This window comes from Paenibacillus glycinis, assembly GCF_009909185.1.
GTDB lineage: Bacteria > Bacillota > Bacilli > Paenibacillales > Paenibacillaceae > Paenibacillus_Z > Paenibacillus_Z glycinis.
This window is the reverse complement of record NZ_JAAAMV010000027.1, coordinates 94,987-115,178: the sequence shown is the minus strand read 5'-3', so window position 1 is coordinate 115,178 and position 20,192 is coordinate 94,987. Positions and strand designations below refer to the sequence as shown.

Annotated in this window: 16 protein-coding genes; 4 read left to right on the top strand and 12 right to left on the bottom strand. The window is 58.8% G+C overall.

The window, feature by feature from the left end; genetic code table 11:
- Positions 1 to 9: 9 nt before the first annotated feature.
- From GT019_RS26470 to GT019_RS26455, 4 genes are read right to left on the bottom strand one after another with little or no spacing between them, the layout of a single operon-like run.
- Positions 10 to 939: an ABC transporter permease gene (locus GT019_RS26470; RefSeq protein WP_161746453.1), complete on the bottom strand. Its 930-nt coding sequence runs from the start codon at positions 937 to 939 to the stop codon at positions 10 to 12.
- 27 nt (positions 940 to 966) lie between these two features.
- Positions 967 to 1,929 (bottom strand): oligopeptide ABC transporter permease, encoded by a 963-nt coding sequence (gene opp4B, locus GT019_RS26465; protein WP_161746452.1) that lies wholly within the window; start codon positions 1,927 to 1,929, stop codon positions 967 to 969.
- 5 nt (positions 1,930 to 1,934) lie between these two features.
- Positions 1,935 to 2,873, bottom strand: a complete 939-nt coding sequence (locus tag GT019_RS26460) for an ABC transporter ATP-binding protein (RefSeq protein ID WP_161746451.1) — start codon at positions 2,871 to 2,873, stop codon at positions 1,935 to 1,937.
- A complete protein-coding gene (locus GT019_RS26455) occupies positions 2,860 to 3,876 on the bottom strand; it encodes an ABC transporter ATP-binding protein (protein WP_161746450.1) in 1,017 nt (338 codons plus the stop codon). Before GT019_RS26455 ends, GT019_RS26460 begins: the two co-directional genes overlap by 14 nt.
- A gap of 548 nt (positions 3,877 to 4,424) precedes the next feature.
- Here GT019_RS26455 and GT019_RS26450 point away from each other — a divergent pair.
- From GT019_RS26450 to GT019_RS26435, 4 genes are all read left to right on the top strand, one after another.
- Positions 4,425 to 5,384: an ABC transporter permease gene (locus GT019_RS26450; RefSeq protein WP_161746449.1), complete on the top strand. Its 960-nt coding sequence runs from the start codon at positions 4,425 to 4,427 to the stop codon at positions 5,382 to 5,384.
- 15 nt (positions 5,385 to 5,399) lie between these two features.
- Positions 5,400 to 6,296 (top strand): carbohydrate ABC transporter permease, encoded by an 897-nt coding sequence (locus GT019_RS26445; RefSeq protein WP_161746448.1) that lies wholly within the window; start codon positions 5,400 to 5,402, stop codon positions 6,294 to 6,296.
- A gap of 60 nt (positions 6,297 to 6,356) precedes the next feature.
- Entirely contained in the window at positions 6,357 to 7,964 is a 1,608-nt protein-coding gene (locus GT019_RS26440; protein ID WP_161746447.1) for an extracellular solute-binding protein, read from the top strand.
- A 183-nt stretch (positions 7,965 to 8,147) separates the two neighbouring features.
- Positions 8,148 to 9,284, top strand: a complete 1,137-nt coding sequence (locus GT019_RS26435; protein WP_161746446.1) for a GntR family transcriptional regulator — start codon at positions 8,148 to 8,150, stop codon at positions 9,282 to 9,284.
- 77 nt (positions 9,285 to 9,361) lie between these two features.
- Here GT019_RS26435 and GT019_RS26430 read toward each other — a convergent pair whose 3' ends face one another.
- From GT019_RS26430 to GT019_RS26395, 8 genes are all read right to left on the bottom strand, one after another.
- A complete protein-coding gene (locus GT019_RS26430; RefSeq protein ID WP_161746445.1) occupies positions 9,362 to 9,955 on the bottom strand; it encodes a YdeI/OmpD-associated family protein in 594 nt (197 codons plus the stop codon).
- A gap of 316 nt (positions 9,956 to 10,271) precedes the next feature.
- Positions 10,272 to 11,168: a glycoside hydrolase family 43 protein gene (locus GT019_RS26425; RefSeq protein WP_161746444.1), complete on the bottom strand. Its 897-nt coding sequence runs from the start codon at positions 11,166 to 11,168 to the stop codon at positions 10,272 to 10,274.
- A 15-nt stretch (positions 11,169 to 11,183) separates the two neighbouring features.
- Positions 11,184 to 12,881, bottom strand: a complete 1,698-nt coding sequence (locus GT019_RS26420; protein ID WP_328804037.1) for an MGH1-like glycoside hydrolase domain-containing protein — start codon at positions 12,879 to 12,881, stop codon at positions 11,184 to 11,186.
- A gap of 27 nt (positions 12,882 to 12,908) precedes the next feature.
- Positions 12,909 to 14,273, bottom strand: a complete 1,365-nt coding sequence (locus tag GT019_RS26415; protein ID WP_161746443.1) for an ABC transporter substrate-binding protein — start codon at positions 14,271 to 14,273, stop codon at positions 12,909 to 12,911.
- Positions 14,274 to 14,408: 135 nt separating this feature from the next.
- Positions 14,409 to 15,254 (bottom strand): carbohydrate ABC transporter permease, encoded by an 846-nt coding sequence (locus GT019_RS26410; protein ID WP_161746442.1) that lies wholly within the window; start codon positions 15,252 to 15,254, stop codon positions 14,409 to 14,411.
- A 6-nt stretch (positions 15,255 to 15,260) separates the two neighbouring features.
- A complete protein-coding gene (locus GT019_RS26405; protein ID WP_161746441.1) occupies positions 15,261 to 16,175 on the bottom strand; it encodes a carbohydrate ABC transporter permease in 915 nt (304 codons plus the stop codon).
- Positions 16,176 to 16,422: 247 nt separating this feature from the next.
- Positions 16,423 to 18,027: a response regulator gene (locus tag GT019_RS26400; RefSeq protein WP_161746440.1), complete on the bottom strand. Its 1,605-nt coding sequence runs from the start codon at positions 18,025 to 18,027 to the stop codon at positions 16,423 to 16,425.
- On the bottom strand, positions 18,002 to 19,825 hold the full coding sequence (locus tag GT019_RS26395) for a cache domain-containing sensor histidine kinase (RefSeq protein WP_161746439.1): 1,824 nt from the start codon (positions 19,823 to 19,825) through the stop codon (positions 18,002 to 18,004). The genes GT019_RS26400 and GT019_RS26395 overlap by 26 nt, the downstream gene beginning before the upstream one ends.
- Between the last annotated feature and the right edge of the window lie 367 nt (positions 19,826 to 20,192).

The window sequence follows — 20,192 nt, the reverse complement described above, 5'->3', positions numbered from 1 at the left end:
GTTGCCTCTTTACCCTTTTCGCTGTCTGGCGTCCGTCGCGCGTTTTAACGCTTGACCGACGTTATTTATGCACAACATCAATATCAGAATCAATATCGATGCGGGTAACCATATCCACCATCTGAATTCCAGCGTTTGCGGGTTCGTGGCATAGCTGACCAACGTGCCCAGGCTCGGCGTGCTTTCGGGGAAGCCGAACCCGAGGAAGGACAAGCCGGACTCCAAGCCGATATTCGCCGCCAAATTCAAGGTCATCGTCACGATGATGATCGAGCTCAGGTTCGGCAGCACCTGCGCGAACATGATCTTCAGATGCGAGGAACCCACCGTTCGCGAAGCCTGCACGTACTCCAGCTCCCTTTCCTGAAGCGCTTTGGAACGGATTAACCTCGCGATCCCCATCCAGAGGAAAGCGGTCATGATCAGGGAGAACGAGACGATGCCGTAATTCGGAACCGCCGTCACGAAGGCAATGACCACCATCAAGGTGGGCAGGATCATGAAGAAATCGACGAAGCGCATGAACACGTTATCGATCAGCCCTCCGAAATAGCCGGATACCAAGCCGATCAGAATGCCGATCAATCCGGTAAGCAGCGTGACGAGGATGCCGATCGACAAGGAATTGCGAGTCCCGATAATGAGTTGGCCGAAGACGTCCCGTCCGCCGTAATCGGTGCCCAACCAGAATTTCGCGGAAGGCGGTTTATTCAGCGCGAATAGGTCCACGGTCACGATTTGCTCTTGATCCAATACGAGCGATACCCCATAGACGCTCAAGATGACGGCGCCCAGAAAAATCAACGAAGCCAGCGCGAGCTTATCCCGAACGATCTCCCGCCAAAGAATTTTCCAGCCGGACGGGCTTTTCTCCGCGTCCTGCGGCGGCGTCACGGGCGCCGCGGGCGGCGCCGGGTTGTTCGCATATGCCTGTTCCATTCCATTTCACCTCATGGTCCCGAGTTCTTATTTGATTCGAATCCGCGGATCGACGAAACTCAAGATCGTGTCCGAAAGCAAGGCGCCGAGAATGGATGCCGCGCCGTATAAGAGCACCAGCGCCGTGACGACGCTGAAATCCCGCAGGGAAATCGAGCTTAGGAACAGCTGCCCCATGCCCGGATAGCTGAAAATGCTCTCGATGAACACCGTCCCTCCGATCAGGCCGGTTATTTCGTAGCCGAAAAAAGCGGCGATCGGCAATAACGAGTTGCGTAAAATATGCCGGTTGTAGACGCGGGACTCCGAAGCCCCTTTCGCTCTCGCCGTAATAATGAAATCCTTCTGTTTCGTATCGATGATTTCGCTTCGCAAATACTGCACGGTCGTCACCGTCGTGATGAGCGCCATGGATAAGGCGGGCAGCAGGATATGATAGATTTTGCTCATGACGTAAGCCAAGGAGCCCGAAGCCGTGCCCGGGGCGACGCTTCCTTCGGTCGGGAACCAGCCGAGATGGAAACCGAACACCCACAGCAGGATCAGCGCAAATATAAACAGCGGCGCCGCGAAGCCCAAATAGGTGTAGCCCGTAATCGCGCGGTCGGCCCAGGTATCATGATACCGCCCGCTGATAATGCCAAGCGGAATCGCGATCAGATAGGTAAGCGCAAGGGTGAGGAGCGATAACCAAACCGTGTTCGTCATCCGCTGCCCGATCAAATCGGAGACCGGCATTTTAAAGCGGAAGGACTGGCCGAAATCGCCATGCAGCGCCTTCACCGCCCAGTCCCAATACTGCACGTACCAGGGGTTGTTGAGGCCAAGCCGCTCCCGCTGCTCATCCAGCGCCGCCGGATCGATGCTCGGATCGAGCAGACCGGTCAAGGCGTCTCCCGGCATCGCCTTGGCAAGCAGGAAGACGAGGATGCTCAACAATACGATTTGAGGTACCATGATGGTCATTCTTCGCGCCGTAGTCTTCCACATCGCCGTCACCCCCTCTCCTCGGGCAAAGCCGCAAGATGCGTTGCTGACACGGGGCGCAGCGGGTACGCCAAGCCGTCAGCATCGAAATACCGGTCATACGCCTGTTCATACTCCGTCTTCACGGCCAGGCGGAACTGCCGCAGCCGCTCCCGCTTCGAGGGATCCATGTCCGGTATGGCCGTGATAAGCCGCTTCGTATAGATGTGCTGCGGATTCTCGAAAATATCCGCCGTGGTGCCCTGCTCGACGTAACGGCCCTTGTACATGATGCCGATATGATCGCACATATGCCGGATGATCCCGAGGTCATGGCTGATGAAGAGATAGGTAAGCTGCAGCCGTTCCTGAATCTCTTGCAGGAAGTTCAATACTTGGGCTTGTACGGATACGTCCAGCGCCGAGACAGGCTCATCGGCGATGATAAGCTTCGGCTTCAGCGCGATCGCCCGCGCGATGCCGATCCGCTGCCGCTGGCCGCCCGAAAATTGATGCGGATATTTATGAATCGTTTCCGGGCTCAGGCCGACCTGCTCCAGCAACTGCTCCACCCGGCGCTTCTCTTCCCGCGCGGACAGCTTCTCGAAATTGCGCAGCGGCTCGGCCACGATGTCGAGGACGCGCTTCTTGGGGTTCAGCGAAGAGTACGGATCTTGGAAAATCATTTGAATGTCTTTGCGGAAGCCGGCATGGCCGCGCAGCCCGTCGCCGAAGATCGGCTGCCCTTCGAAAAGGACCGTGCCCGAGGTGATGGGATGCAACCCGATAATCGCGCGGCCGGTCGTTGTTTTCCCGGAGCCGGACTCGCCCACGAGGCCGTAGGTTCTGCCCTGCTCGATGGCCAGCCGGATGCCGTCCACCGCCTTGATCGAGCGGAGCTTCCGATTGAATATCCCCCCGCGTACCGGAAAATGGACCTTTAAATCCTGGACCTCAAGTAATGGCAAGACGAGCACCCTCCTCTTTGCGATTGGGGAAGCGGAAGTTCTTATGGCAGGTGCATCTGACGAAGTGGCCGGGCGCGATCTCGTGCATGGTCGGCTGCTCCTCGTGCGCGGCCTCGTCGATCCAGGGTATGCGCCCGCGAAAGCGGCAGCCTTGACGGGGAAGATGCTGCAGGGACGGAACGATCCCTTGAATCACGTGGAGCTTCGATTTCGCTGCTCCCGCGGACGGTATGGACTGCAGCAGCGATCTGGTATACGGATGCCGGGCATCGGAGAGCAAGGTGTAGATGTCGGCGATTTCGACGATTTGTCCGGCATACATGACCGCGACGCGGTCCGCCATCTCGGCGACCACGCCCAAATCATGGGTAATCAGAACCACGCCCGCCCCGCTGTCCTCCTTTAACCGTTTGATGAGCTCAAGGATTTGCAATTGGATGGTGACGTCGAGCGCCGTCGTCGGCTCGTCGGCGATCAGCAGCTTCGGTTCGTTCGCGATGGCGATGGCGATGACGATCCGCTGCCGCATCCCGCCGGACAGCTCGTGGGGAAACAGCCCGTAGGTATGCTCCGGGCGAGGAATGCCGACTTTCTCCAGCAGGTCGATGACGCTCCGTTTCCTTTCCTTCGCCGATCGCTTCGGATGATGGAGCAATATGACCTCGTCGATCTGGGAGCCGACGACCATAAGCGGATTCAAGGCCGACAAGGGATCCTGGAAGATCATGCCCAGTTCATTGCCGCGCAGCCGGTTCAGCTTGGACGGCGGAAGATGGGCGATATCTTGTCCGCCGTAAAAAATGCTCCCCTCGATCCTCGCCCTCGTATGCAGGCCCATGATCGAAAAGGCCAGCGCGCTCTTGCCCGAACCGGACTCGCCTACGATCGCCAGAATTTCGTTTTTTCTTACCGTCAGCGATACGTCGTCCACTGCCGCATAGTAATCGTCCCCGATGCGGAAGGACGTTGTCAGATGTTCAATGCGCACTAATTCCTCGTTCACTGGAATCCCCCTGACGGCATAGCGTGATAACGACACGATTGCAATGACGCAAACCTAACATTCACTCAATAGATAATAGAACATTAAACTTCCGTTGCCATTCCCCTAATCATATGCCATATCTTAATGCTAGATTAAAATACTGTCAAGTATTAACAAATAAGACAAAAAACAAGTTTTTTCAACAAATCCATACAGGATGTTTGACCTATCAAATCATAAAATCAGGAAATTTGTCTTGCCAGGAGATCGCAAATCGGTTCTTCCAAACTAGAAATCGCTCGCCGCTTCCGGTCGTTCATCCTGTTCTTGCAGCCGATAGAAATACGGCCGGATATAGGATTCGCGCAAGCGCGGCCCTTGCGTTTGCTGCGTGAACGGGTCGCCGCGCCAGGCGGATCCGGTCGATCGCAAACCGACATGCCGGGTTTTCGCGATCCGATATGGCACTTTAGTAGCGTTCGACCGTGACTAATTTGTTATATACAACTGAATATTCCGATGCTATTATTGTCATAACATTTAAAAGATGGGAGATAACCTGACATATGGAAGCGAATCATGAACTGTCCGTGCGACGACCGCTGGCGCGCAAGGCCAAGCTGAATGATGTATCCAAACGATTGAAACGCAATCTCGGACTCTATCTCATCATTTCGCCCGCCTTCTTTTATTTCGTGATTTGGCATTATTGGCCGTTGTACGGTATTCAGATTGCGTTCAAGGATTATATGCCGGCGCTCGGAATCGGGGGCAGCCCCTGGGTCGGGCTCGAGCATTTCAATCGCTTCTTCAACGCTTACTATTTCTGGACCATCCTCAAAAACACGCTCGGCATCAGCTTGTACGGTCTGCTCGTCGGCATCCCCGCGCCGATCGTTCTCGCCCTTATGTTCAACGAATTCCGCAATAAACGTTTTCAAACCCTCGTACAAACCATTTCCTATGCGCCGCACTTCATCTCGGTCATCGTTGCGGTAGGCATCCTGTTCTTCTTCATCTCTCCCACCAACGGCGTCATCAATGCCTTGCTCGGATCGATCAACGGCAGCAAGATCGATTTTCTGGCCGAGCCCGGTTACTTCTGGCCCTTGTTCGTCTGGTCCGGCCTGTGGCAGGGCATCGGCTGGTCGTCCTTGCTCTATACGGCAGCCATGTCCGGCATCTCGCCCGATCAATACGAAGCGGCTTACATCGACGGGGCGAATAAATTCCGGCGCATCTGGCATGTGACGCTGCCCGGCATTCTTCCGACCATCGTCATTCTCTCGATACTCAGCATCGGCGGGATCATGAACGTCGGCTTCGAGAAGGTGCTGCTGATGCAAACCGATTTGAACTTGAGCACGTCGGAGGTGATCTCGACCTACATGTACAAGAGCGGTATTCTCGATGCCCAGTACAGCTTCTCCGCGGCCGTCGGGCTGTTCAACAATGTCATCAATTTCATCCTGCTTCTGACGTTTAACGCCATCGCCAAGCGGGCCGGTCAGACAAGTCTATGGTAAAGGAGGCGCAAGCCCATGCTGAGCAACATTAAACGAACGCCGGGCGAGAAGCTGTTCGATGCCGTCAATCTGCTTCTCGTGCTGGGCATATCCGTCCTTATCCTGTATCCGCTCTTGTTCGTGCTGTTCGCGTCCATGTCGGACCCGAGGCAAATGTTCGACAACCCGCTCCTGCTGTGGCCGAAAGGGTTTACGCTGCAAAGCTATTCCGCGATCTTCGAGAACCGCGATATCTGGGTCGGCTACAGGAACACGATCCTGTACACCTGCGTGGGGACGAGCATCAACGTGATCATGACCATACTCGGCGCTTATCCGCTGTCCCGCCGCCGATTTTTCGGCAAGCACGCGTTCACCTTCCTGTTCACGTTCACCATGTTTTTCAGCGGTGGGCTTATTCCCGGCTATCTGGTCAACCAGTCGCTCGGTATCGTGAATACCATCTGGGCCTTGGTCCTGCCCGGGGCGATCAGCGCGTTCAACCTGATCATCATGCGGACCTACTTCCAGACGCAGATTCCGCACGAGCTGGAAGAGAGCGCTTATGCGGACGGCTGCGGCGACCTGCGTCTCCTCTATAAGATCGTGCTGCCGCTGTCCACGCCGATCATCGCCGTGATGATCCTGTTTTACGGGGTCGGGCATTGGAACTCCTATTTCGATGCCCTCATTTACATATCCGATCGCGAGAAGTATCCGCTGCAGCTGATTTTGCGGGAGATTCTGATCCAAAACAGCCTCAAGGAGATGCTGACGGTCGCGGTCGACGACCAATACGGAGATCGCATGATCGCCCGGGAAGGCATCAAATACGCCATTGTCGTGGTCTCCTCGCTTCCGCTGCTCGTATTCTATCCGATGCTGTCCAAGTTTTTCGAGAAAGGCATTATGGTCGGCGCCATTAAAGGCTGATTCCTTCGGCCCCTGGTCCACATAGATCTTACCAATCGATATGAGAGGATGGTTCCACCCATGAACAACCGTCTGAAGATCGCGACTGCCGGCTGCCTAATTGCAGCGACCTGCCTATCCGCGTGCAGCAAGAACGAGGCGCCCGCCAATACCGGGGAGAACGCCGAGGCATCGGGCAAGATTACGCTTGCCATGGTGCGCGACAGCTTTACCGATGTCCACCCGGCCTCCAAGGATTTATGGATGTGGAAGAAGTACGAGGAAAAGACGGGCATTCACGTCGAATGGGAGGAGCTTCCCGGCGAAAGCGCGGCCGAGCGCAAAAATATTATCCTCGGTTCGGGCAAGCTGCCGGACGCTTTCTATCAAACCGGCTTCAGCAACGACGAATTGATCAAGTACGGCGGGCAAGGCCTGTTCGTTCCGCTCGAGGATATGATCGAGACCCATGCGCCGAACCTGAAGAAGCTGTTCGACGAGCACCCCGACATCAAAAAAACGCTGACCATGCCCGACGGGCACATCTATTCGCTCCCGTACATCGACGAAGCGCTCCCCTATCGGTCGATTCGGCTCTATATCAATCAAACCTGGCTCGACCGCCTCGGTCTTCAAGTACCGAAGACGACGGACGAACTGAACGACGTGCTGAAGGCGTTCATCGACCAGGACGCGAACGGCAACGGAGACGCAACCGACGAAATGGGCTGGGTCATGCCGTCCAACTTCGTCAATTCCATGTTCGAACGCCAGCTTCTCGGCAGCTTCGGTCTGGGCAACGGGGGCTTGAAGGCCGCGCAAAGCTGGATCTACAAGGACAAAGACGATCAATTGAAGCTCGTGTTCAACGATCCGAAATACAAGGAAGTCTGGAAATACATGAATAAGCTATATAATGAAGGAATACTGCCGAAGCTCAATTATTCCGGCTACGAATACGCGCAATGGGCGGCCGACGCGGCGAAGGATAAGGTGGGCGCCTTCTCTTGGGCGGATCCGGCTTACATCGGCTCGGAAGGCCCGAAGAACTTTATCGGCATCAACGTATTGGAAGGGCCGGGCGGGGATAAGGTCGTTAACTGGATGGACCCGATGACGCGCGGCACTTCTTCGTTCACCATCACGAAATCCAACAAGCATCCGGAGGAAACGCTGGAATGGGTCGATTACTTCTACGGGGAAGAAGGCTCGAAATTCGGTTATCTGGGGCTCGAAGGCGAGACGTACAAGACCGTGAACGGCAAGCCGCAGTATATCGACGAGATCCTCGACTACAAGGGCGGCATTCAGCTGGGCGCGTTCCAATACGTCGACAACGTGTACGGGGGCGGTTATCCGTACGTGGAACCGTCGGCCGAGCTCCGTTCCGAAGTGAAGGGCAAAACCGTGGAGGACGATTTCAAAACGGATACCAAGGAATTGGCCGCGTTTCTGCCGCAGGACATTTGGCCGGACTTTATTCCGACGACGGAGGAAAGCAAGGACCAGGCCGCCATCCTCACGGACATTAATAAATACATCAAAGAAATGCGCGTGAAGTTCGTGACCGGTCAAGCGAATTTCGACGGCGACTGGGAGACGTACGTGAAGACGCTCGACAAGATGGGCGCGCAGAAGTACCTGGAGATCAAGAGGAAGCAATACGACCGCTATAGCAACGCAAACTAAACGCACGTTCGTTCAGGACAAGTCCTCGCGCTTGTCCTGAACGCGTTTATGCCGCGCGCGAACGTATTTATGCTGTGCGTTAAACCGATTTGAGGTAAACTATAAACAACGTATAATGAACGCGGCATGGAAAATACGGCCTGCGACCCCGGCCAGGTTTACTGAAATGGGATGTGATGTGGATTGTCCAAGCAGCAAAAACCGCTCTATTCCGTCATCATGGACGAGCTGAAAAAGAAAATCGAACGCGGCGATTATAAGCCCGACGATCAGATACCGACCGAATACGAGCTCTCGACCTTGCACGGCGTAAGCCGCATTACGACGCGAAGAGCGCTGGAAGAATTGGAACGCGCCGGGGACATCTACCGCATTCAAGGCAGAGGCACCTTCGTCAGAGGTTATCACCGGGATTCGAACGAAGCCCGTACGGTGGAATCCGGCAAGGTGGTTTCGATGATTCTGCCCCACGACGAAGAAAGCGGCATGATTCGTTATATCCGCGGAGCGTCCGATCTGCTTAACGATCACGGTTATTATCTGAGCATTCACCATAGCGGGTATGACGTTCATCACGAACGGACGCTGATGGAATCGATCAGAGACCGGGGAAGCTCGGCGATCATCCTCTATCCCTTCGACGACCGCTCCAACTTCGAGATCCTGAACCAGTTTTGCTTGAGCGAATACCCGATCGTCACGATCGACAAATACATCGAGGGCATGCCGATCTGCGGCGTCGTCTCGGATAATTTCGGAGGCGTTTACCGTTCGGTCTCCAGGCTGATTGAATCGGGGCATCGGAATATCGCCTTTTTGTCCGGGGTCAGCATCGAATCCGCTTCTACGGTACGGGAGCGGTACTTCGGGTACTGCCGGGCCTTGAAGGATCACGGCAGGCCGCTTCAGGACGGTCTGGTGAAGCTTGGAGCGAGGACGGATTCGCTGGCGATCGGCTCCGAGCCGTTTTTCCATAACTTGCTCGCATTCTACCGGGCTTCCGAAGTCACGGCCGTCCAGGTCGAGAACGACTTGATCGCCGCCTCCATGCTCAAGTACGCACTGGAGCTTGGGATTCGCGTTCCGGAAGACCTTTCGATCTTTGGATTCGACAATAATCCCATCACGCAGCATCTGGGCACGCCGATCTCCACGATCGACCAGAATTTTTACGAAATCGGCCGGAAGGCGGCCGAGCTGATCTTGGAATGGCTGGAAAAGGGGACGAAGCCCGCCGGCCGCGTCGTCGTTCCGGTTACGTTGGTCGAGCGAAGCTCCACGGCTTCCTTGTCGCCGCGCATCTCCCCCCGGGTTCCGTGAGCGCGAGGAACGGACGAGGCAGAAGCAATAAAGGCAACCGGATGCCCGGTTGCCTTATTCGCATGGCGCCGTATGGATTAATCGTTAATGCCCTTTCCGTCAAGAATATGCGGCAGCCATTTTTCTACCCGCGCTGCCCGGGTTTTGGATTGCTTGGCTTCGGAGAAATGCAGCAGATAGGCACGTTGCCGACCGGGCGTCAAAGCTTCGAAGGCCGCTTTCAAGGCAGGCAGCTCATCGAGCTTCGTCCGAAATTCATCGGGAACGGCGTATTCGGCGCTCGTTTTCATCACCACTTCCAACCCGGCCTTCTCCACGTCGATGGCTTCGTAAATATAGGCGCGCAAGGTCGCCTCCATGTCGACGATTTCCTGAACGTCCGTGAACCGGATCTGCCGCGCCGACTGCACGTTCTCCGTTTGTTGGACGAGGATGCCGTGCGCGTCCTTCAGCAAGGCGCCTTTGTGGAACAGCAGCGCGACGTATTCTTTGAACCCATGGATCAGCACGACGTTCTTGTCCTGATACGTATAACAAGGGTGCATCCACTTGAATTCTTCAATCAGGCCGCAATCGAGCACGATCGCTCTCAGCCTCTCGTATTCGTTTTTCCACTTTTTCGATTTGCTTACGAAGGCATCGACCTGCGGATTCAAGCTGCTCGTGGTCATTCACTATCCCCTTCCTTCATCTATGGCCTGCGTCCCGTTCCCGCCTTATGGATTCCATTGTACGTTTTCGGCAAAGGAAAAGTGATCTCCTTCCTGCCTCGGGCGGCGAGGACGAGCTCCGCTGATTGACGCAGCCGACTTCGAAGCGGCCATGCAATCAATTCGAGCCCGCATGCAAAAAACGGGATTGTCCCCGAGCGATCCGATGACGGATGCTCGGGAACAATCCCGTTCGTGGTGCATGACAGGGCAAACCGTTCCGGTCAACCTAATAATGAAACCATGCAGACACCGACTTGCAGTAAGCTGCGGCTATTTACTCCGACGTCCGCCCGGCGAGCGCGATTCGTCCGTCGCGTTCTTCGATCTCCAGAAACAGCGGGCGCTCGTCCGGCGTCCGGTTCGGCGCGTGAATGGTCAGCAGCAGCCGTCCGTCGAACGCGCGGAACACCATGCCGTGCCCGCCGTCGTTGCGGTACAGCGCCTCCGGCTGATGATGCCAGGGACCGGCGATGCCGCCCGAAGCCGACCGGGCGACGCCCAGCGCGTACGTATTGTCGATGAAGCTTGCCCACAGCATGTACAAGGCGCCGGAATCGCCCCGGAACAAATACGGGCCGTCCGTGACATAGTTCGCCGTGTCCGGATAACGCGGGGAGACGTAAGGCGTCGCCCACGGCGCTTCCGACGCTCGGAACAGCGTGACGGGCTCGCCCGTTGCCTCCCGCAGGTCGGCGCCGAGCCGAACCGCGCATACTTCGCCGTCCCCGATCTGCTGCCACTCGTGGCAGAATGCCATCCACGGCTCGCCCGCCTCGTCCTCGAACAGGCTGCCGTCGAGCGAGCTCCAGCTCTCCGGCGTGACCGGCCCGCCGCTGTGCGGCAGGAACGGGCCGAGCGGTTGATCCGCGGCCAGCACCGCCGTGCCGAGCAGGTCGTTGTCCTTGCGCCGGAACGTCGCAAACATATAATACCGTCCGCCCCTGGCGTAGACTTCCGGCGCCCAGAAGTTGGTGTCCGCGAAGAAATCCGCCGGCGGCCGGAATACGGGGAACGGCCCTGCCCACTCGGCGAGATCCGCGCTGACGTAAGCGTCGAACCCCGTGCCCGGTCCCCAGATGTTGCGGTCCGTGCTGCCGAACAGGTAATACTTTCCTTCTTCCGGGATCGGCAGCACGAACGGATCCCGGATTTGAATGTCCTCGCTCTTCAAGACGGATACGCTCCTTTACTCGTAAGTCGGATAGATCAACCCGATATCGCGTTCGCTCTCCCACTGGCCGCCCGCATAGCGCAGCAGTTGATTGCCCTTCACTGCGAACGGCAGCTCTCGCCCTTCCCAGCTCAGCGACCCTTCCACCGTCCGGGCGCTCATGCCGAGCAACCCGCGCAGCTCTCCTTGCCGGTCGGCAATAATACGGATGCCGGACGGGAACGTCATATGAAGCTTGCCAGCGCGATACAGCTCGGAGACGCCGCGCCGGTTGAGCAATTCGAAATGAACGCCGTCCACCGTTCGGCCGTAGGCCGTCTCTCCCGCAACCTCTTCGCCGTGATCCCGCGCGTCCGGAACGAGTCCGGTGAACCATAGCTCGCCGTCCGCCGTCGGCAGGATGCCGCAGAGCCGCTCCACGAAGTCGAGCAGGCATAGGATCGATGGCGAATACGCCTCCGTGTAGCCTTCGTCCCCGGTCCACGGGCTGACCGTCTGCGCGAAGCGCTCCGCCTTGGCGAACGACGCGAGGATCGGCTGCATCGCCCACGTCAGCTCGACATGGCGGTGATGATGCTCGAACGCGTGCGGCGCGCGGATCAAGCTGAGAAAATTCGACGGTCCCGCCCAGCTGTTGTAAGTGGAATGCGGATCATACCTGGGATCGTCCATGGCGATCGACGTGAACGGATACTTCGCGAAAAACTTCCGCGTGTGAAGCAGGTACTTGCACAGCGCCGTATCGAATAGTTCGCCGTCGCCGACCTCGCACGCCATCACGCGCAGCAGGACGTCGGACTGAATGCGCACGAACCTGTCGTGCCGATCGCGGTCGTAGAAGAATTGATCCGTTTCGTCGAAGCAGTGGCGCATCAGGCTGTCCAGAGATTGCCTCGCCCTGCCGCGCCAGACGTCGCCGTTCTCGCCCAATTCGTCCGCCATCTTGGCCAGATAGAGACGCTGGCAGTAGACGTTGGCCGTCAGGTCGGGAGCCAGGAACGGCAGCACCGGCGAGTCCGGATCGAACCGGGACGCATCGCCCAGATACGGCGCGTCGGGCACATGCCAGAAGCGGGGCGACAGGTCGTGCCCGGTGTCGAAGGCGCCGAACGCTTCGACGCAGCCGGTGCCGCGCGTATCGCGGTTGTCGGCGAGCCATTGATCGTACCGCGCCATCGCCCGGTACATCGGTTCAAGGAACGCGCGGTTGCGCCCGTGCAGCGCGTAATGCCGCCACACGCTGCGGGCAAGCGGCGTCACCAGCTGGATTTGCCGGAACGCCGCGCCCTGCGCGGTGATCTTGTACGGGAGCATGCCGTCCTCGCGCTGATGAGCCGCGAACGAACGGTAGGTCGCCTCCGAGACGCCGGGCAGGAAGCGCGACAGCAGCTCCGCGTTGATCGTGCCCGTGCTTTCCAGCCAGCAGCCGTGGTAGACGCCGCCCTCCTGCAGGATCGGCTCTTCCCCGCGAGTCGGCACGATGCAATCCAGCAGCCGGCGCAGCGCCTGATAGTAAACCGCTTCGAGCCTGCCTTCGGAAGCCGCGAACCGGACGCCGAAGCCGAGCCACTCGTCCAGCACGGCCCGGTCGGAGCTTTTCCCGAGCTCCCCGACTCGCTCCTCGGTCCGAAGCTCTCTGAGCCTGTTCAGCAATCCGTGTTCCTTCACCTGCGACGCCCCGCTTTCCAGCCATGTCGATTTGTTCGTTTCCACGGCTTGATCTCGATTATCGATCTGCGATTATTGATTGTTGCTCTCGAATATCTTCACCGTGCCGGCATAGAAATCGGCGGCCGCTTTATCCACGCTTTCCTTGCCGAATCCGATCTGCTGAACCGTATTGTCCGAGAGCTTGATGAATTCCGCGTTGCCCGGAGGGTTGTAGCTGACCGCGAACGGCTCCTTCGTCGTCGCTTCGGAGACGCGGCTCGTGAAGTCGTAGACGATCTTGTCCGTCGGGCTGGCGCTGGCTTCGAGCACTTCGCGGTTGGCCGACGTTACGGGCACGCCGCGGTTGTTGCCGAGTATCTGCGCCGCGTCCGGATCGTTGATCCAGAAGTCCATCAGCTTGGCGACTTCGTTCGGGTACTTGGTCTTCGCGTAGCCGGAGAGACCTTGGCTCGATTCGAACACGACGCCCGTGCCCTTGGAGCCGCGCGGCACCTGCAGCATGATCAGTTCGTCCTGCGTCGCGCTTTGGAACGAGCCGAGCAGATTGGACGGCAGCAGCGTCATCGCCGCCTTGCCCGTGACGATCAGCGATTTGCTCGCGTCCGCCGGCGGGTTGGAGACCTGCAGCTCAGGCGTTACGACGCCTCCTGCCTTGGCCGTCTTATCCCAATATTGGAACCACGGCAGGATGTCCGCTTCCTCGAAGCCCAGCTTGCCGTTCGCCATGTCGTACAGCTGCTTGCCGTTCTGCTTCAGGTAGATGTCGTGGCCGTCCGTCGTGAAATTGTACGTGCCGTAGTAGCCCTTGCCCAGCTTGTCGGAGATTTCCTTGCTGATGCGGGCGTAATCGTCCCAGTTCCAGCCGTCCTGCGGCACCGGGATGCCGGCTTTGTCAAACATCGTCTTGTTCACGACGATGCCGCGGGCGTTCGCCCCGGCCGAGATATGGACGAGCTTGCCGTCCAGCGTGCCGTATTCCTTCATCGACGGATCCATGTCGTCGAGCTTCAGTTCCTTGCCGACGTACGGTCCGAGGTCGAGCAGCACGCCCTTGTTCGCGTAGTCGACGACGTTGCCGCCGAGGAAGAAGATATCCGGCGCCGTGCCCGACGCGAGCTGCGTGTTCAGCTTGTCGAAGTAGCCGTCCGACGGGCCGAATTCCCCGGTAATCTTGATGTTCGGGTTCTTCTGTTCGAACAGGTCGATCGCCTTGTTCGTCAGGTCCGCCCGGCTCTGGTCGCCCCACCACATCATCCGCAGCTCGACTTGCTGCTGCTCCCCGCCGTTATTCGCGTTCGTTGCGGCAGGCGCGTTGCCCGTTCCGCTATTCGCGCCGTTCCCGCCGTTCGCGCTATTGCCGCCCGAGTTGCCGCAAGCGGTTAGCGATACGGCCGTCAATGCCGCCAATCCGAGCATGAGCATTTTTTTCTTCATGTTGCTTTCTCCCCTTAACCGTTAATTTGCAGAGCGCTTACAAGTCCCATCCTACTTGGAATCGCCTCCGGCTTGAATGTGATTCCTTCGGCTGTTCGTCATCACTTTTTTCGGAACCCTAGCCGAAGAACGCGATTATTTCAAGCCCGTCGTGGCGATGCCATCCAGGAAATAGCGCTGGAAAATCAAGAATATCAAGGTGATCGGCAGCAGCGACAGCACCGAGATCGCGAGCAGCGCCCCCCAGTCCGACGAACCCGACGGATCGAACAGCGCGCGGATGCCGAGCTGGACCGTGAACAGTTTGATGTCGCTGATGTAGATCATTTGGCTGAAGAAATCGTCCCATGACCAGATGAACGTGAAGATCGCCGTCGTGATGAGCGCCGGAAGCAGGAGCGGCCAGATGATGCGGGCGTACAGCATCGGCTGGCTGCAGCCGTCGATCGTCGCGCTTTCGTCGAGCTCCCGCGGAATGCCGCGGATGAACTGCACCATCAGCAGGATGAAGAACGAATCATGCGCGAGCCATTTCGGCAGGAACAGCGGCAGGTACGTATTGATCCAGTGGAGCTGGCTGTAGATGATGTATTGCGGCACGAGCGTCACGTGGTACGGTAGCATGATCGTGACGAGCATCAGCGCGAACCAGAGCTTCTTCATCTTGAACTCCAGGCGGGCGAAGGCGAAGGCGGCAAGCGAACAGGTCAGGACGTTGCCGAGCACGCTGAGCACCGAGATCAGCGCGGAGTTGCCGAAGAAACGCGCGAAGGTGATCCCTTGGAAGCCTTTCCAGCCGTGACGATAGTTGTCGAGCGTGAACTTATGGGGCCATAAGCCGCCGCTGCCCGAGAAAATGTCCGCGTTCGGCTTGAAGGAGCTCGCGAGCAGCCACAGCACCGGGTACAGCATCGCCAGCCCCAGCAGGATGATGAGCCCGTGGCGGACGAACGCCGAAGACGTTGATTTCGTAGTTGCCATATTCGTTTATCTCCCCTCCTTGCCGTCGCCGTAGAAGACCCAGTATCTCGACGTCGCGAAGACGATCCCGGTGAACGCGGCGATGATGAGCAGCATGATCCAAGCGAGCGCCGAAGCATAGCCCATGTCGAAATACGCGAAGCCCTTCAGGTAGAGATACAGCGTGTAAAACATCGACGCGTCGAGCGGACCGCCTCGCCCGTCGCCGATGACGTAAGCGGGCGTGAACGCCTGGAAGGAATTGATGATGCTCATGATCAAGTTGAAGAAGAGCACCGGCGTCAGCATCGGCAGCGATATGCTGAAGAACTGGCGGGCCTTGCCCGCGCCGTCCACCTGGGACGCCTCGTACAGGTCGGCGGGGATCTGCTTGAGTCCCGCCAGGAAGATGACCATCGCCGAGCCGAACTGCCACACGGACAGCGCGACGATCGGGTAGATCAGGTAATCGGGATGGGCGATCCAGGATGGCCCCGATATGCCGAACCAGCCGAGAAACGTATTGACGACGCCCTCGCTGTCGAAGATCTGCCGCCACACGATCGAGATGGCGACGCTGCCTCCGAGCAGCGAAGGAACGTAATAGACGGTCCGATAGATGCCGAGCGCCCGAATGCCTTTGTTCAGCGCCATGGCGACGAGCAGCGCGAAGACGAGGCGCAGCGGCACGGAGAGCAGGACGTACTTGAAGGTCAGCACGAGCGAATTGGAGAACGTGGGATCGTTCGAGAAGATCTCCTTATAATTGGTCCACCCGGTCCAACGGGGGGAATCCAACAGGTTGTACTTCGTGAACGACAGATACAGCGAGCCGATCATCGGGCCCAGCGTAAGGCAAAAAAAACCGACAAGCCACGGCAGCAGAAACAGATAAGCCGTGCGGTTATGGGTGCGGGCAAGCGGCTTGCGGACGGTTCGCATGGGGAGTCCTCCTCTTATCATGTGTGGATATACTCCCATGATAAGCGGACCGCCGCATCCGCTGAATTCTATTTCTTCGGCAGTTGGCTTGCGATTTTTTCAGTTGCGGCCCGGGGCGGCGCCGACCTTCCGGCGAGGAGGCGGCGACCTTCCGGCGAGGAGGCGGCGACCTTCCGGCGAGGAGGCGGCGACCTTCCGGCGAGGAGGCGCCGACCTTCCGGCGAGGAGGCGCCGACCTTCAGGCGCGTTACGAGCCGCCCCGCCCCTTCTTCCCGGACGCCTGCTGCCGGTAATCCGAGGGAGACATGCCGAACATCCGCTTGAATTTGGAGCTGAAATAACTGGCGTTGGAGAACCCCGTCAGCTCGGCGATGTCCCATAAGCCGAGCTCCGTTCCCTCGAGCAGCCGGACCGCCTGGGCCATGCGCGCATCGGTCAGGTATTGGATGAACGTCTTGCCGATCTTGTTCTTGAACATCTCCGAGAAGTAGGACGGGTTGTAATTGAATCGTTCGGCGATCTGGGTCAGGTTCAGCTCCGACATGTAATTCTCGCCGATGTACCGGAGCACGGCATCCATGAGCGAAGCTTCCCCTTCGCCCGCCTCGCTTCGGCGCCGTCGGTCGATTTTCTCCGCGATCCCGGCGAGGAAGCGGACGGCGCGGTCGACCGTATCGAGCGCGAGCGCCAGCTCGGGCCGAATCCACAGCTGCTCCGAGCTGTCCAGCCGCACGCGCGCCTCGTGCGCATGCGGTTCCAGCACGAGGTAGAGCTGGAAGATCGCCTTGACGAAGCGCGACCGGGAGGACGCCATCGCCTTGCGGAGCGATTGGCTCACCGCCCGCTCCAGCGCCGCGAGCTCGCCTCGCTCCAGGTAGCGTTCGATCACGTTGATTTCTTCCCCGGACAGCGCCGCTTGTTCCCCGGAGACGTCCCCGCCGTTATCCGTTCCGCCGTCCGACAGATTCCAGGCCAGCAGCGCGGAGAGATAGCCTTCCTTCCACTGGCCGAAGCCGGCGGCGTTCTGTCCGATCCCGGCCGCCAGCTCGAAGCCGAGCAGCTCGCGCACCAGCGCGTCCAGCTCCGCGGCGAACGCCCGCAGCCAGTCTTCGCTTTCCACCGTGACGAAATGAACCAGCCCCGGATAGTTGGCATCCCGGAAAGCCGCGCACGAAGCGCCCGAGGTCTCCTCCTTCTCCCGGCAGATCAACTCGAGCGGCAGCAGGAATCGGTCCGGCGTTCGTTCGAGGGCAGGCTCGGCCGCCGCCGTATCCCGATGGCGAAGGCCCACGGTCAGGAAACGGGCTTCCCGCCGCGCCCACGATTCGAGGCCGAATCTGGCAGCCCGGTCCAGCACGGCGCTCTCGCGGTCCGATTCGCCTTTGACCAGCCGCACGATGAAATGCTCTCTCATTTCCTTGTAGTATTGGGACAACTCCCAGCGCGCAAGCTCCTCCCGCTTCAGCTCGTCCCGCTCCCCGTCGAGCTCCGCCGTGATCTTCGCCAGCACCGCGTCCAGCTCGTCCCGGGCGACCGGCTTGAGCAGATAATCGCTCGCATGGTGCCGATGGGCCGCCCGCGCGTAGTTGAAATCCTCGTAGCCGGTAATGACGACAAGCCGCGCGTCCGGATGCCGCTCCCGGCAGGCCTCGAGGAACGACACGCCGTCCATGAGGGGCATATTCATGTCGGTCAGCACGATGTCGACCTCTTCGTTCTCCAGCAGCTCGAGCGCTTCGAGCCCGTTCGCCGCCTCGCCGGCCAGCTCGAGACCGAGCCGGTCCGCATCGATTTTCAATTTCAAGCCCAGTCGAATTTCCGGCTCGTCATCCACGATCAGCAATCGGTACATGCCTTAACGCCTCCTGTACGGGCAAAATCAGCTCGATCCGGGTCCCTTCGCCTTCGGAGGAAGCGATACGGACCTCGAACAGCGAGCCGTAATACAACCGGCAGCGGGCAAGCACGTTGCCGAGGCCGATCTGGCGGTCGCCGCCGTTCAACGCCTGCTCGGGACGCGCGGCGTCGGCCAGCTCCAGCAGTCTCCGCCGCTGCAGCTCGTCCATCCCCGGTCCGTTGTCGGCCACGATGAGCGCGATGCGCCCGTCCGCGCGCCGAGCCTCTACGGCCACGCGCGCTTCCGCCTGATGCGCATAGGCGAATTTGACGGCATTCTCGATCAGCGGCTGCAGGATGAACTTGACGACCGTCACGTGTTCCAGATTCCCGTCCTCCTCGATCGTCAGCCGCAGCCGGTCGCCGAAGCGGATTTGCAGAATCATCGCGTAATCGCGCACGTACTTGAGCTCTTCGCGCAAGCCGATCAAGTCGTCGTTGATCTTGAGCGAGAACCGGAGCATCTTGCCCAGCGATTCGATGACCGCGACCGTGTCGTCGGTGCGCTTCTGCATCGCGAGGCTGCTGAGCAGCTCCAGCGTGTTGAACATGAAATGCGGATTGATCTGCATGAGCAAAGCCTTGTACTCGGCCTGCTGCCGCAGCAGCTTCAGCTCGAATTCGTTGCGGATGTGATGCCGGAGCCGCCCGACCATGTTGCGGAACGTCGCGGTCGCGAACCCGACTTCGTTGCGCACGTCCCCCGCGGGAGGCAGCCGGCTCTCGGCGCTGTCGAAGTCGCCGCGCTGGACGTGGCGCATGGAAGAGACGAGCCGCGAGAGCGGCTTCGTGATGCCGTGGGACAGCCAGAAGGCGATGAACAAGGACAGCAGCAGCAGCAGCGCCGCCAACAGGACGATGCTGTCTCGCAAATTGAAGAGCTGCGCGTACAGATCGCGCTCGGAGACGAAGCCGACCAGCATCCAGCCGTTCAACGACAGCTTTTTGTAGACCATGATCTGATCCTGCCCTTTGGCGTTGGTGAAATAAATGACGCCCTGCTTGCGCCAGCCGTCCTGGACGGCCTTCACCTCGCTCTGCGTCTCCATGCGGGTATCGTAATCGGCCTGGGATAATAACGGGCTGCCGTTCTGGTCCAGCAGATAGATCGTTCCGCTGCCCCCGAGATGAATCCGGTTCAGCGGCTCGAGGAAATAATCCGCGCTTACGTTGACCTTCAGCGAAACTTTGGCCTGCGCGGGCTCGAACGTCCCGATCGGCATCAGCATGCTGACCACCGGGTGAGTGTTGTTGTTGACCCGGATCTCGACGTCGTCGGTATGGGCGGCGAGCCAGCGAACGCTCTGCGTCGTGAAGTTCTTGTACCATTCCTGCCCGAGGAAGGCTCCGTCCTTGACGACCTGGTTGTTCATGCTGACCCACATGCCCTCCCGCCGGTACAGCGAGACGGAGGAGACGCTGGAGTAGCTGGTCGTCGTCTGCGTCAGGAACTTGCTCATTTTCAGATGGGCCAGCATCTTCTCGCCGTCCGTGAGCGCCGGATCGGACACGGCATCGTCCCATTCGTCCGTCGTGGAGCTGTTGAACACCAACGAGGCCAGGTCGTAGGTTTGCGTCTGGACCATGTCGATATAGGACCCGTATTCGTCCATTTTCTCCAGCGCCGACGATTCGATATAGGAGCGGATTATGGAGCGGGATTGATTGAACAGCAGAATCGACAGCGCGCCGAACGCCAGCACGAACAGCAGCACGAAAGCCACGATCAGGCGATTTCGCAAGGAATAGAACATGGACGCTCTCCTTTCCGCAAGGCAGCCGGTCCGCAAATGGGCCTTGGCCAGCCGTTGCCGTTCGTATATGAAAGCAGCGGGGCGATGTACCGGTTAAGGCGCTTAGGATGATCGCCGGCCGCTGCCGCTACGCCTCGTTACCGAGTCGGAAGCGCCTTAGTAAGCGCTCTCATTTGATGCTTGACTCGTCGGATTATAGAGCGGAGTCGACGCCTGCCGCGTCCTAATGCCGCGTCGGCGCCTCGCCGCCCGAACTGTATTATGGATTTTAACACAATTCGCGGGCGCGAATGATTTAATGTCTTGCAAACGTCCCGATTTAGCGTTTCGGTATAGGCGAAAGAGGCAGCCCGTTCATGACGCCGGC

Excerpts from the sequence above, each read along its gene's own strand:
- GT019_RS26470 (WP_161746453.1), bottom strand. The coding sequence starts at position 939 with ATGGAACAGGCATATGCGAACAACCCGGCGCCGCCCGCGGCGCCCGTG.
- opp4B (WP_161746452.1), bottom strand. The coding sequence starts at position 1,929 with ATGTGGAAGACTACGGCGCGAAGAATGACCATCATGGTACCTCAAATC.
- GT019_RS26450 (WP_161746449.1), top strand. The coding sequence starts at position 4,425 with ATGGAAGCGAATCATGAACTGTCCGTGCGACGACCGCTGGCGCGCAAG.
- GT019_RS26445 (WP_161746448.1), top strand. The coding sequence starts at position 5,400 with ATGCTGAGCAACATTAAACGAACGCCGGGCGAGAAGCTGTTCGATGCC.
- GT019_RS26440 (WP_161746447.1), top strand. The coding sequence starts at position 6,357 with ATGAACAACCGTCTGAAGATCGCGACTGCCGGCTGCCTAATTGCAGCG.
- GT019_RS26430 (WP_161746445.1), bottom strand. The coding sequence starts at position 9,955 with ATGACCACGAGCAGCTTGAATCCGCAGGTCGATGCCTTCGTAAGCAAA.
- GT019_RS26415 (WP_161746443.1), bottom strand. The coding sequence starts at position 14,273 with ATGAAGAAAAAAATGCTCATGCTCGGATTGGCGGCATTGACGGCCGTA.
- GT019_RS26410 (WP_161746442.1), bottom strand. The coding sequence starts at position 15,254 with ATGGCAACTACGAAATCAACGTCTTCGGCGTTCGTCCGCCACGGGCTC.
- GT019_RS26405 (WP_161746441.1), bottom strand. The coding sequence starts at position 16,175 with ATGCGAACCGTCCGCAAGCCGCTTGCCCGCACCCATAACCGCACGGCT.
- GT019_RS26400 (WP_161746440.1), bottom strand. The coding sequence starts at position 18,027 with ATGTACCGATTGCTGATCGTGGATGACGAGCCGGAAATTCGACTGGGC.
- GT019_RS26395 (WP_161746439.1), bottom strand. The coding sequence starts at position 19,825 with ATGTTCTATTCCTTGCGAAATCGCCTGATCGTGGCTTTCGTGCTGCTG.